Here is a 13,500-nt window from a genome sequence, read left to right as displayed (position 1 = left end):
TCGCCGCACACGCCGAATTTACTCTATAAGCACGCATGCGTGCTTACAGACCAGTAACCATGGTTACTTTGCTGCTGTAAGAACACTGGCGTGCTTACAGCTACTTTTCTACTCGCCTCATACGCCGAACTTACTCTATAAGCACGCATGCGTGCTTACAGACCAGTAACCATGGCTACTTTGCTGCTGTAAGAACACTGGCGTGCCTACAGCTACTTTTCCACTCGCCGCATACGCCGAATTTACTCTGTAAGCACGCATGCGTGCTTACAGACCAGTAACCATGGTTACTTTGCTGCTGTAAGAACACTGAGGTGCTTACAGCTACTTTTCTACTCGCCGCATACGCCGAATTTACTCAATAAGCACGCATGCGTGCTTACAGACCAGTAACCATGGTTACTTTGCTACTGTAAGAGCACAGGTGTGCTTACAGCTACTTTTCTACTCGCCGCATACGCCGAATTTACTCTGTAAGCACGCATGCGTGCTTACAGACCAGTAACCATGGCTACTTTGCTGCTGTAAGAGCACATGTGTGCTTACAGCTACTTTTCTACTCGCCGCACACGCCGAATTTACTCTATAAGAACGCATGCGTGCTTACAGACCAGTAACCATGGCTACTTTGCTGCTGTAAGAACACAGAGGTGCTTACAGCTACTTTTCTACTCCCCGCACACGCCGAACTTACTCTATAAGCACGCATGCGTGCTTACAGACCAGTAACTATGGTTACTTTGCTACTGTAAGAGCACAGATGTGCTTACAGCTACTTTTCTACTCGCCTCATACGCCGAATTTACTCAATAAGCACGCATGCGTGCTTACAGACCAGTAACTATGGTGACTTTGTTACTGTAAGAACACTGGCGTGCTTACAGCTACTTTTCCACTCGCCTCATACGCCGAATTCACTCTATAAGCACATATGCGTGCTTACAGACCAGTAACCATGGCTACTTTGCTGCTGTAAGAACACAGAGGTGCTTACAGCTACTTTTCTACTCCCCGCATACGCCGAATTTACTCAATAAGCACGCATGCGTGCTTACAGGCCAGTAACCTTGGTTATTTTGCTGCTGTAAAAGCACATGTGCGCTTACATATATTCATTAACCCAACATAAGTAGCTACAGCATCATTCGAGGAGAATGTTGGATAATTATCTCTAGACAACAGATTAAACTTCATGCAATAATTACTTAAACGATTAAGTTGTTGAGTTTGTCACTTGGCTGGCTAGCAATTATGCAACAATCGAAAAAGGAGCTGCATCCCCATTAAGAAAGCTACGCTTAAAGACATTGCTAAGGTTGCAGAGGTTTCCGTTGCTACGGTGAGCTATGTGCTTAACAATGTAGCTAATCAGTCGATACCTGAAGAAACAAAATGCCGTGTTCTTGATGCCGCCAAGCAATTGAATTACGTTCCAAATCTGGCCGCAAGATCGCTGGTAAAGCAAAAGTCAGGCTTAATTGGCATCCTGATCAATCGTGCGGAAACCGAAGGTTTTTGGAAGCAGCTCTGTTATGCTCAGTTTATCAATCGACTTGAGCGACTTCTATCGGATCACGGTTACCACGTCGTTCTATTTAGCTTGGATGCGTCGAATCCGAATCTTGATATTATTTCGGAGCGCAAGCTAGACGGTGTATTTGTTGTCGACGTTAAGGAAGAAAATTTCCATCTGATTTCAAGCCATTTTTCAGCCGGAGTTCCGCTAATCGTGGTGGATAGTATTATTGAGGATCAACTATTTTATAAGGTTAATTACGATTATAAGGATGCTTTCTCTAAAGCATTCGAAATTTCACAGCTTGAGCCACGCTACATGATTATCGACAGCTTCAACAACTCAAACCTCGTTAACCATATTTTCAACAGCTCCAGTATGAAGCGCGATCGAATCCATATCATGGAGGATGAGCATAAGTTAAAGAGCTTTCTTGAAAAGAACAAAGACAATAAAGGCATTATACTTAACGAGTTTGTTGCCATCTCAGCAGCAAAATATGTTGATCCCACACATTTAACCGTCATTTGTACAGCTGGCTGTCCAGAAATCCTTCCTCCTTCCACTACTCAGATAACTTTTGGTGATCGCAAACCGGAAGAAGCTTTCCAGCTCATGATGCATCTGTTAAAAAATGCGACAACCGGTCCCGAAAATAAATACATTAAAGTTCAAGCTATTAATAATTAACAGGATCAATTCAAACAGCAGAGTAGTCTCTGCCTTTTTTTACACTAACTTAAACGATTAAGTAATAGTGGTTGACACTAAGGTTGACACTACGTTTTATTCAACTTCAGCTTAGTTGATGTAACAACGTCTGAGCAGCAACTACTCGGCTGCAAGTGCTGCACGAGCCACATCAGCTCAGAAGACCTACTTCAGCTATATCAGTTTCAGTCAGCTACATCAGCTAGCTGCACTATATACATTCATCCGCTTACAGGAGGTAACAACCATGCTTGGATTAGCTAAAGAATCAAATGGTCATACACATGCGCTTCAACAGCAGGATCGTCAACTCACATCCATATGGAAAAACCGCAATTTCCTGGCTGTATTCGCAAGCTACAGCATGTCACTTCTCGGCAATACCTTTCACAGCATCGCCATAAATTTGTGGGTGCTTCAGACGACTGGAAGCGCTAAGCTCATGTCCGTCGTACTCATCACTCATCTCGTCATCAGTATGCTGTTCGGCTCCTTCGCAGGAACGCTCGCAGATCGCACCGACCGTCGCACTTTAATGTGGCTAACAGATATTATCCGTTTTGTACTCGTTGCCGCCATCGCTATCCTCGTCTATTTGCCGAATGTTCCGTTTATTTTCATTGTTATATTAACTGGCTTAGTCGCATTTGCTGGTGTGATTCGATCACCTGCCCTCCAAGCTTCACTCGTCGAAATTATCGATAAGGAACAGATAACCCAAGCCGTAGGAGCCGTCAATATTTCCGATAATATCATAAGGATATCCGGCTTTGCGCTTGGAGGTATTGCAGTCGCGGCATTCGGCGGAGCGTTTGCTATTGCAATCGACGCGGTCACCTTCCTGTTGTCAGCTATTTTGCTCCTATTGGCTGGCAAATTCCCTAATGCAGCGGTTCGGGACTCTGAAAAACCTAAAACCTCCTTTAAAGATGATCTTATGGCAGGCTTTCGTTATGTGTGGACTGATTCATTCGCGAGAGCTGCAGTTATTTTGCTGCCAATTGTCATGTTCTTCTTTCTCTCCACATTCATGCTCATTCAAGTAATGGCTGTAAAAGTATGGCTGGCCAAACCTTTCGTATTCGGGCTCATGGAAGCTTGTATTCCGTTAGGTTACGTAGTAGGTTCCATTCTAATTATGAGACTTGATAAACGGTTAAAAGGCAGAGGAAAATGGACCATTGGGAGTGTGATCCTCATTGGCCCATTATTCATCGCAATTTCGCAAATGCAATCGGCATTCGCAGCGCTTCCGTTTATCCTGCTTGTCGGCTTCCTCTTTTCATTCAGCTCGACGATCATCTTTATCGCACTGCGAGTAGCCATTGACCCTTCGATGCAGGGCAGAGTGTTTGGTCTCATCGGTGCTCTAACAAGTATTGCGCCGCCTATCGGGCTAGCCGTTTTTTCAACTCTATCCGATATTCACGGTCCTGCTATCATCATTGCTATAAGCGGCGCAGCTATGCTCATTATCGGGTGTTTCTCCTATATTAATATGAAGGAGATGCGCAATTTCAACTAAAAATGCTGCCTTAGCCAAAAAGACACGGTCTTAAACGGTCTTAAGATTGAATGACTGGAAACTCGGCAATCCGCAGCCGTGCACAGCCGTAAGGGATCAGCTTAATTTCTTCTTCCGGTTCCTTACTCACAACAGGACCCATCGGCGGCGTGCCAGCTGAGTTAAGCTCCATGGTCCACTGCGGCAGTCGACGACCAATCATTTTCAAGCGTATCGGAGCATTCTCTGCCGCAAAAGGCTGTCTGACAATAGGTTCTGTTTCGACCTGTATGGATTCCCCAGCATAATGCTCATTAAGTCTAACACCATAATTCCACGGCGATTCCGGGTAAAGCTCCCAGTCGTGGTAAGGCTCATAGGTGCGATGCTTCTGCCAGCGTTCTTTGACCGGGATGACGAACATAAGCGCACCGCGCTGCAGACCTACTGCGCTGTTAGCCCTGTTGATTGTACGCACCTCCATCGGAAGCTGTAGGGTAAGCACATCGCCATCGTTCCAAACCTGCTGCAGTATGGCAAACCCTTTTTCTATCTGTATCGCAGACTTTATTCCGTTAATTAATAACACAGGCGAAGTACACCATTCCGGTATTCGTAATTTGATTGGGAATTCCGAAGTTTGATTCAAATTTATGGTCATCGATATCGTATCTCTAAACGGATATTCAGTAGCGATGCGAATAGAAACATCGGTATCGGAGTCGATTGCAGTCCTCACTCTACAAGGAGCATATGCAATCGCCGCCAAACCGCCATCATCTGTAGCCATCCACAATCTCGCAGCATATTTTGGCCATCCCTGATGCATGTTAGCTGTGCAGCAGCCAAAATGCGGTTCAATACCGAATAAATTGGCTTCATTGTTGTTTTCAGTCCAATTACGTTTTGCATGTGTACACATAATTTGATTAGCCTGTTGATCATACTGATGCACTGACCAATCTGGACTGATCGCGGCCGGCAGCGCATTATAAGCTACTTTCTCCAATATATCGCCAAAGGAGCCATCACCGGTAATCCGGATAAGATGCTCCAAGGAATGCATATATTCCACCACCGAACAAAGCTCGGTCCCTTGGCTCGGATGAGTCCCTGCAAGCCATTCGTCACCGGAAAACATGCCGTTAACTTGTCCATGATAAGTCATAACACTTGAGATGCCTTTATAAACAGCTTCAAGTTGTTTCTTGTCCAAAGACTGAACATAACGAAGCGCTGGCTCTTTGAAAGACATCGCTACGTTAACGACATGAACCCGGTGATCGAATGCCTTCTGTAAGTTCCAATACGGATAATTGTCATATAGACCCGTCCAATCGATGGTTTGCTCCTGAATCAGTCGAGACAGCTCAAGTAGAAACGTCTCTCCGGTGCGGTTGTATAACCAATAAATGCTGATTAGATTTTCTCCGCCCCTAGCAGCAGCCCATTCCTTCAGTGGACGATTAGGCAGTTCAGCCAGCTGATACCTGAAATAGTTCGCGAGAAATGGCTCGACCCGCTCGTCACCGGTATACTCTGCGTGTTGAATCAGTACCTTTAGCATAATCATCCGGCTCCACCAATCGTCGTTCGCGGCAGGACCAAATTGCCCATCCTCGCGAGCGCTCGATAGCGTCCATTCGATCCACGGCTTCACCTTCGCTATCAATTTTTCGTCATTGAGAAGGTAAGCTAGCGGAAGCAGGCCGTCCAAGTAATAGGGTCCTCTTTCCCAGCTGTCACCGGTACCTCCCAGCCAGCCATTATTCGAATCGACATAGCTCCAGAATTCATCTAGATGTCCAGTCATCCCTTCTCCCTGAATTTCCAACTGGTCTCTTAACCAACCCTCAGGCTTGATCGCACCAAGCGGAAGCTCTTGAAACGGTGTCGAAGCAAGTGGAGCGCGATTTAAAAATATACCATTCAATTTATTTTCTCCCCCTAGCTTTAATGTTGTCGCCCCCCCCCCAGAAAGAGGGCGGGGCGTCCTATTTGCCATCCAACAACTCGAAACAAAAGAATAAGTTATTCTCCCTAAAGGAATACTAATTTGGAAAAAAAACGATTTTAAACTGGAGGGAATATGAATGAACAATGCATCTGATCAGAACCTTGAAACCTCAGCTCATCTCCGAGTAAAGGATAAAGTTGCGGTCATCACAGGAGCTGGTTCTGGCATTGGGCGTGCTGCTGCGATAAGACTGGCACAGCAAGGCGCAAAAATATGTCTTCTCGACCTCATCCACAACCGTACCGAAGAAGCAGAACAAGAGATACAAAAACTGGGTGGCGAAACGCTCTTCCTCGATACGGACGTATCCGATCCGAAACGAATGCAAGAAGCTATCGTAGCTGCTGCCAAACATTTTGGCCAAATCGATATCGTGTTTGCAAACGCTGGAATTAACGGGACGCTCGCACCTATTGAAGACCTATCGCCGGAGTCATGGGATGAAACGCTGACAACCAATCTAAAGGGCACCTTTCTCACCGTCAAATATGCAATCCCCCATATGAAAAAATCTGGCGGGAGCATTATTATAACGAGCTCCATTAACGGCAATCGGGATTTTTCCGGCGCTGGTATGGCTGCTTACAGCTCTTCTAAATCAGGTCAGGTCGCCTTTGCCAAGATGGCTGCACTGGAACTGGCCCGTTATAAAATCCGTGTAAACGTCATTTGCCCTGGCGCAATCCAAACGAATATTGGAGAAAACACGCACAGAACTAAGCAGGTAGATAAAATTACAATCCCAGTGAACTATCCCGAAGGCAGCCAGCCGCTCGAACATGGGCCTGGGCAGCCTGAGCAGGTCGCGGATTTAGTATTGTTTCTGGCATCACAGGAATCCAGCCATATCTCAGGAACCGAAATCTACATTGATGGTGCAGAAACATTATTATAGAAAAAGAGCATCTCTGCTCTTTTTCTCCTCTTCGCTGGGTACCCTAGGGGTTATCCTAAGGCGCCGCCTAAAAAACTAGTTATTTAATCTTTCTTTTTCTTATCCACAGCAAGATGTGCGTTGATTGTAACAAAGGCCGCTTGTTCTAATAGCTCGGTAGAGCGTCTAGGGTCAATTTCCAGCACATCCGTCTCCGGGTTGCGCAGCGTCTTCCACACCTCATCCGCATAGTCCTGTACATAATCCTTATACTTCGGTTTTTTGTTCATGTCATCCAGCATAAGCAAATTTTCGAAGAAGATTGAATTAAACACAATGGGCTGGGTATAAATGCGAGAGCTTCCATAGTATTTAACAGCAGCGTCAGCGATGCTCTCTGCCTTGTTCAAATAAGTCTTTTCACCTGTTGCCTTGTACAACAGCACACTAGCACCGATCATCGTACCTTGATTGTATGACCATTGTGTTTTATCAATATTTCCGTTTAAGTCAATGTGGTCCCAATAAAGACCATTAGGTGCCAGCATACAATCATTCACCCAGTTGTACATTTTCTTCGCCCAGTCTAAGTAATACGCATCCTTGGTAATTTCATATAAATACAACCCAATTTGAGCGGCTGGTGCATTCGATACTGTGTTTCGGTCTTTACTCCATGATGCCTGCGTCCAAAATACGCCGCCAGGGCAAGCATGGGAAGGATCAGTATCCCAACCGTATACTTGAAGCTCAAATAACTCCTTAGCTCTATCTAAAGCGCTTACAACACCTGTGATATGATAGATCTTAATAAGTTCAATTGCGATCCAATCATTATCATCGTAAAACTTGTCTCCCCCGCCGCCTAACGGTGCGCGCACGTAGGAGTCATAACCAAAAGGTGCTTTCGTGTCATTCCAATAAGCAGCAAGGCCGTCTAGACGATCTTGAATATCTGTTTTGTATTTTTCACCGATCTCAGGCATTTTCGCAAGAGCTACTGTGGACTGCATAGCAGCCCCATAAGGCCACACATATGAATACTTATTGTTGCCTGAATGAGGACTGCTTTCTTTGTAGAGTTTAGTATCCGGCTGGTAGAAGTATGTTTGCAGTGCCTGATAAGCCGCTTCAGCCCGCTCTGCATTTTGATTTTTATTCGGTTTTGCCCAGACACTTTGACTAGACGTAAATAATAAAATGGCAATCAACAATGCAACAAAACGGGTCGTCCTTAAGGATTTCGGTTTATTCATACTTATACCTCCCAAAGATATAATTAAGTTACTCTACAATAACCCTGACTTCTCCAAAGCCGCTGCCGTTTCGAGCAGAATAACACCGCTGAGCTGTGTGCTTAGCTCTATATCTGCTTCATTCGATTCATCCCATCGTCTGCTGAACAAGATCTCGCCGCGATTAGATGCGCTGTTCCATAAAGAGGATGCATTGGAGTACAATACATCAATCACTTCACGCCCATTGTCCATCACCTCAGCCAGCTCACCTGCATATCGAACAAAAATTCCTTTGAACAATCCTGCGTCGCCGCCGCCTTCTGCTGGAAGCAATGTTGTGAACTCAGCAATGGAAGCATTCCATGTCCGGATTGCGTCTTCGAGGTAACCGTTGTCACCTGTAATCCGGTAAAGTTCAACTGCCGCTCCGATGAACACGCCCTGACAGTATGTAAATTTCCAATCCTTGTCGATTGCCCCGTCGCTAAGACGGTTAGCACCATCCCAAACGAAGCCTGTTTCTGGATCGACGAGCACAGCTTTCAGCCAATTATAAATTTTCAGCGCCCACTCTAAATCTTCTTTTTTCCCAAACACCTGATATAGACGTGCTGCCAAGATAGCAGCAGGAGCATTCGCTGGCGTGTTTTTATAATCAAGCTGTGTTTTCTGCCAGGCAATTCCGCCGCCTACGTGATCATTCCATCCCGTCTTGATATCTTCCCACAGCAATTTCGCAGTCTCTGCGTATGTTTCATCCTTATCGATCATATAAGCGCGCAGCCAACCAATCGCCATCCATTCCATATCGTCGTATAGATTGTTCGGCCATTGTCCGCCGTTTCTCTCCAGAAGACCTTGGTGAAGCATAGCAAGCCGTTGCTTATAGATGGAATCACCCGTGCGGTTCCATCCATCTACCAGCGTTTCAACAGCATGGGCCATCCACCAATAATGGAAAATGGTGTTGCATGCCCCGTCAGGACAAGGAGTCTTGATGTCGTACATATTGATACTTGAGTTCCAAAACCGTGAGTCAAGCGTTCGTTGAGCCTGCTCCGCTCTCATTTCCCAGTTCGCAGTTTTCACTTCATTCGTCATCGTTATAATCCTCCATTTCAAAATCATTAAAAGAATACGCTTTCACATAATATACTATATTTAGCATATTAATATGTCAATATGTCATGTTAAACATTTCATAATATATTTATAACAAAAAAAGGCCCTCCCAACAGCCATCGTGATGGCTGAGGAATAGACCCTTTTTCATATTCTAATGTTAAATAGCAGGTGTTGAATTTCCTTGAACAATCTCGTGCTCCACAATATTATTTAATTCCGTAACCTCATTATTCCAAACCTTCAATAGTATTTCCACTGCTCTTCTACCTGTCTCCCGCTCATTCTGACGAACATGGGTAAACAAGTAATCACCAAACGGCTGGCTAGGAGAGTCAAAGCAGACAATCTGATAATCCTCTGGAATCCTTTTCTCCATCGACAAAAGCACTTCCCGCAAAATAAGCGCAAGGTTGTATTCAGAAACGACATACGCATTAAGATCCTTGTTCATATCTACAAAACGACGTACGGTTTCAATATCATACTGTACTTTAATCGTTTCAAATGACTGTGGCAAAGAGCTGTAAAGGTTCGTCATAATATGATCAGGTTTCGGTGAAATTCCTTCCTTCATGCATGCATCGTTAAACCCCATTAGCCGATCTTCAATCGTCGTCGTACTATCAGCAGGTGTAGATAAGAAGCCGACATTCCGCCTCTTTTGCTCGAGCAGCAAAGTGGTCAGGTCGTACGCCGCCTTCCTATTGTCTGTATATACTGCGCTTGCGGCAATCCCCTTCAAATATCTGTCTACCAGAACAATCGGGAAACCGTCTAATACAAGCCTAAGCACTTCAGAGTTGTAATGCTCGCCATGACCAGGGAATACGATAATCCCATCTACTCCGAGCTTTACAAATTCACGAATGGCCGACTCCTCTACCTCACGATTATCGTACGTCAGCTTCATCATCATGACACAGCCGCTTATCGAGCATTGTTCCTCTATCCCTCGTATAAGATCAGCACCGAAAGAATCGCCAAAATCGGGCAGTACGACACCAACAATGCGTACTTCCTCATTTTCCGGCTTCACTTCCACGTCTTCTGTCTGCTTCTGCAGCTTCGTTTCGTGCAAGTCCGGCAAGACCTCCGCAACAAAGGAGCCTTTCCCTTGTATTCGCTCAATTAGTTTATATTGCGATAGCATCTCTAACGCTTTTTTGGATGTAATACGGCTTACATTAAAGTGAGCAGCGAGTTCTTTCTCCGATGGAACACGTTCTCCCTTCTTCAACTCACCATCATTAATCTTTTGAAAAATGTAATTGAAAATTTGTTCATATAGAGGATTTTCCATCGGCTGACCTACCTTGTCATAGTATCTTGATATATCAACTATACATCTTTATTATCACGACATCAATATGTGAAAATACGAAAAGGAGCAACTGCGTTGCCGTCGCTCCTCTTCATTTATATCATTTATTTCGCATCTAATCTTTCTATTTTTGCAGCAGCCTCTATTAAGAACACTCCGCTTAATTGCACGGATATGTCCAGGGGCTCTTGATGAGGTTTATCCCAAGCCGTTCCAAACAAACCTACTTCCTTGGTACTGCCTTTCGAAAGCAAAGTATCCGCATTAAAATAGATCATTTCTTTAATGGCACTACTCTCGTTCACCTCATACAACTCGGTCAAATAGCGAATAAGTATGCCTTTGAATAAGCCTCCATCACCTGTGCCCTCATCTTTCATTATACCTGTTCCAGCATTCACATGGTATTTCATAGCCGCGGCAGCCGTCTTCTCCGCATCTGCCAAGTAGGTTTTGTCCTTTGTAATCTTATAAAGTTCCACTGCTGCCCCGATATAAGTGCCTTGATTGTAGGTGAAAATCCAATCTTTATTGACGTTAAGATCACCGTTATCCTCTAGCTTAAGACCATCATAAACAAGCCCGCTTTCGGGATCAACCAAATGTTCTTTTTGCCAATCATATATCTTTTTAGCCCACTCTAGATCCTCTTCATCGCCAAAGTGCTGATACAATCTTGCAGCCAAGATGGCTGCCGGCGCGTTGGAGCATGCATTTCGGCTGTATCGTTGGTCCTTTTTCCACGCTAGGCCGCCGAGCTCATCCGTCCACCACGCTGTCTTAATATCTTTCCACAGCTTCAACACATAGTTTTTGACCGTTTCATTTCCAGTTGCATCATAAAGCCTCAATGCTGATAGAGCAAGCCACTCCATATCATCGTAAAACTCATTAAACAATGATCCGTTTTTCTTGATGATGCTCTTCACAATATTTTCCGCCATATCCGTGTACGCAATATCGCCCGTTCGATCATATCCGTCCATCATGGCATCTACTGCGTGAGCCTTCCACCAATAGTTGAGGTTTCCCTCTCGCTCTTGATCATACGGATAAGCATTGTTCATGAGCTTTCCATTCTCATTCCAATAATGTTTGATGAACATTTCCTCTGCCCATTCAGCCTGGTTGTTGTAAATTTCCATACGCTCATCATTCCCGCTGCAGCCTGTCAAAAAAAAGCTTCCTACGAGCAGTATGCATATACTTTTGATGAATCCCACCTCATCCTTCCCTTCTGCTTGCCCCATTCAAATGGATTAACCGACAATTCCGCTATGCTCGATACCTTCAACGAGATACTTTTGTGCAAACAAATACAAAATAATTAACGGAATAATAATTAACAACGACATCGTGTTCGTCAAAGTAGAAGTCAACGGCTGCCCTGGTTTCAACCCTATGGTTGCCCCATCAAGCATTAAGCCTTGGAACCCTACAAGCAGAGAGTTCGATAACAGCTTGATTTGGCTAAAGAACATGGAGGAATAAAAGCTATCCGTCCACTGCCACGAAAAGGAGAATACGAAAACAGTAATCATCATGGATATCGAAAGCGGAAGGATAATCATGCTGTACGTCCGAAATAGGCCCGAACCGTCCACATAGGCTGCTTCCTCCAGCTCTTTCGGTATGTTCTTGAAATATTGCCGCATAATCAAAATATAAAGTCCATTTTTAAATCCAAAACCGATAATGGATAGAATCGCCATCGGCCACACTGAATCCATTAGCCTAACGGTCCCGCCTGTAACAGAAGACAATAAACCGAAAATATCAAAAAAGCTGAATTTCATATACAGCGAAATCATATAGGTTTGTGGCGGAATGAGAATGGTCAGCACCACCAAAGCAAATACGATGCCTCTGCCTTTAAAATTAAACCGCGCGAGCCCATACCCAACCATCGTACAAACAAGCATCTGAAGAACACCGCTCAGCAGGGAAATACCAAACGTATTCCACAACCCTTTAAAAAATGACGTATACTCAATTACCGTTTGGTAATTAAACCATGTAAACTGTCTGGGAATAAAACGTACCGTACCATCTATTAGATCCTGCGGGCTCATAAAGCTATTAGAAAGCTTTACGAGCAGCGGATACAGGATAAGGAACGCAAGCCCAATGAGAAGCAAATAGCGAATAACCGACCAGAACAAGCCATTTACTACATGCAGATTCAAGTATTTAGTCCGCATATCCATCACTCCCTATTCTGATAAAAAACAAATCTGCTGACGACAAAGCCTATGACAACAAGGAATAACGCTGCCACCAGGAAATAGATCCAAGCCATTGCTGAGGCTGTCCCATATTGACCAACCCTCATCGCATTTGTAATACTGCCCATGATCTGGTTCTTGCTCCCCGTAAAGGAATCAATAATCGAATAAATGATATTGACCAATATCAAGGGGCTAATCAAAGGGAATGTTATTTTCCAAAAGCACTCCCAAGCAGAACAACCCTCGATCTTTGCCGATTCATAAATGGAGGACGAGATCGCCTGCAAACCCGCTAAGAAAATGAGAATTTGAACACCTGAACTATTAATGACAGCAAATATATTTTCCGCAGCGCCCACCGTTATATTAACGAGTGCAGGGCTGAAATCGAGCATTTGGAACATATACTTTTTCAGTTCTAGATTGCTGAACATCCCGCCTGCCGATTCACTAACGATCGATGCGCCGGTATCGAGGCCTGGAATGCTCTGATACGCGTTCATAATGGAGTTGCTCAAATCTGCTTTATCAATAATACCTGTGGACAAAATAACGGGTACGAAGAAAATCGCTCTAAAGATTGCTCTACCCTTCATCTTCATATTTAACAAAACAGCAATAAATAAGCTGTACATCACGACAATCGGAATATCGAATAACATGTTCTGTACGGCATCATAAAGCTGCTTGTTGAAGACAGGATCCACTCTTAAAATTTTGTGATAATTATCCAAACCGATGAATTTCTCAGAATACCCGCCTTGCGTTAAGATATTCACTTCCATAAAGCTGAATCGGAAGGAATCAATGAATATACCGAGAAACAGCAGGAGAAATCCGAGTACGAAAGGACTGACAAAAACCCAGCCCATCAAGTCCCGCTTCTGCGTCACGTTTAGCCTAAACCTTTCTTTTTTGTTTATGGCTGCAGACACTTTGTTCATTGCCGGTGCTCCTCCTCGCTTG

10 protein-coding genes are annotated in these 13,500 nt (G+C 44.4%); 3 read left to right on the top strand and 7 right to left on the bottom strand.

Translation table 11 applies throughout. The annotated features are described in order from the left end of the window. The first annotated feature begins 1,276 nt into the window (after positions 1–1,276). Complete coding sequence (locus AC0YN6_RS16845) at positions 1,277–2,206, top strand: LacI family DNA-binding transcriptional regulator (RefSeq protein ID WP_475748325.1); 930 nt, start codon at positions 1,277–1,279, stop codon at positions 2,204–2,206. Between the two features lie 268 nt (positions 2,207–2,474). Then, the gene (locus tag AC0YN6_RS16840) at positions 2,475–3,752 is read left to right on the top strand and encodes an MFS transporter (protein ID WP_475748214.1); all 1,278 of its coding nucleotides are present in this window, start codon (positions 2,475–2,477) and stop codon (positions 3,750–3,752) included. Between the two features lie 40 nt (positions 3,753–3,792). On the opposite strand, the gene AC0YN6_RS16835 is transcribed toward AC0YN6_RS16840, so the two are convergent. After that, entirely contained in the window at positions 3,793–5,664 is a 1,872-nt protein-coding gene (locus AC0YN6_RS16835; RefSeq protein ID WP_475748213.1) for a beta-L-arabinofuranosidase domain-containing protein, read from the bottom strand. A 160-nt stretch (positions 5,665–5,824) separates the two neighbouring features. Here AC0YN6_RS16835 and AC0YN6_RS16830 point away from each other — a divergent pair, with 160 nt between their 5' ends. After that, a complete protein-coding gene (locus AC0YN6_RS16830; RefSeq protein ID WP_475748212.1) occupies positions 5,825–6,643 on the top strand; it encodes an SDR family oxidoreductase in 819 nt (272 codons plus the stop codon). 83 nt (positions 6,644–6,726) lie between these two features. Here the strand turns inward: AC0YN6_RS16830 and AC0YN6_RS16825 are convergent, their stop codons facing one another. The 6 genes from AC0YN6_RS16825 to AC0YN6_RS16800 form a co-directional block, all read right to left on the bottom strand. Next, positions 6,727–7,878, bottom strand: a complete 1,152-nt coding sequence (locus AC0YN6_RS16825) for a glycoside hydrolase family 76 protein (RefSeq protein ID WP_475748211.1) — start codon at positions 7,876–7,878, stop codon at positions 6,727–6,729. Between the two features lie 33 nt (positions 7,879–7,911). After that, positions 7,912–8,961, bottom strand: coding sequence for a glycoside hydrolase family 76 protein (locus AC0YN6_RS16820; RefSeq protein WP_475748210.1), 1,050 nt, complete (start codon positions 8,959–8,961; stop codon positions 7,912–7,914). A gap of 181 nt (positions 8,962–9,142) precedes the next feature. Beyond that, positions 9,143–10,285, bottom strand: a complete 1,143-nt coding sequence (locus AC0YN6_RS16815; protein WP_475748209.1) for a GntR family transcriptional regulator — start codon at positions 10,283–10,285, stop codon at positions 9,143–9,145. A 125-nt stretch (positions 10,286–10,410) separates the two neighbouring features. Further along, positions 10,411–11,529: a glycoside hydrolase family 76 protein gene (locus AC0YN6_RS16810; RefSeq protein WP_475748208.1), complete on the bottom strand. Its 1,119-nt coding sequence runs from the start codon at positions 11,527–11,529 to the stop codon at positions 10,411–10,413. 36 nt (positions 11,530–11,565) lie between these two features. Next, positions 11,566–12,507 (bottom strand): carbohydrate ABC transporter permease, encoded by a 942-nt coding sequence (locus AC0YN6_RS16805; protein WP_475748207.1) that lies wholly within the window; start codon positions 12,505–12,507, stop codon positions 11,566–11,568. A 5-nt stretch (positions 12,508–12,512) separates the two neighbouring features. Further along, positions 12,513–13,478: a carbohydrate ABC transporter permease gene (locus AC0YN6_RS16800; protein WP_475748206.1), complete on the bottom strand. Its 966-nt coding sequence runs from the start codon at positions 13,476–13,478 to the stop codon at positions 12,513–12,515. Positions 13,479–13,500 lie beyond the last annotated feature (22 nt).

The organism is Paenibacillus sp. J22P15, from assembly GCF_056269345.1.
This window is presented reverse-complemented; position numbering and strand designations above follow the sequence as displayed.

What these genes read in the sequence shown, in the direction of transcription:
- AC0YN6_RS16830 (WP_475748212.1), top strand. Translation starts at nt 5,825, where the DNA reads ATGAACAATGCATCTGATCAGAACCTTGAAACCTCAGCTCATCTCCGA.
- AC0YN6_RS16825 (WP_475748211.1), bottom strand. Translation starts at nt 7,878, where the DNA reads ATGAATAAACCGAAATCCTTAAGGACGACCCGTTTTGTTGCATTGTTG.
- AC0YN6_RS16820 (WP_475748210.1), bottom strand. Translation starts at nt 8,961, where the DNA reads ATGACGAATGAAGTGAAAACTGCGAACTGGGAAATGAGAGCGGAGCAG.
- AC0YN6_RS16800 (WP_475748206.1), bottom strand. Translation starts at nt 13,478, where the DNA reads ATGAACAAAGTGTCTGCAGCCATAAACAAAAAAGAAAGGTTTAGGCTA.
- AC0YN6_RS16805 (WP_475748207.1), bottom strand. Translation starts at nt 12,507, where the DNA reads ATGCGGACTAAATACTTGAATCTGCATGTAGTAAATGGCTTGTTCTGG.
- AC0YN6_RS16840 (WP_475748214.1), top strand. Translation starts at nt 2,475, where the DNA reads ATGCTTGGATTAGCTAAAGAATCAAATGGTCATACACATGCGCTTCAA.
- AC0YN6_RS16815 (WP_475748209.1), bottom strand. Translation starts at nt 10,285, where the DNA reads ATGGAAAATCCTCTATATGAACAAATTTTCAATTACATTTTTCAAAAG.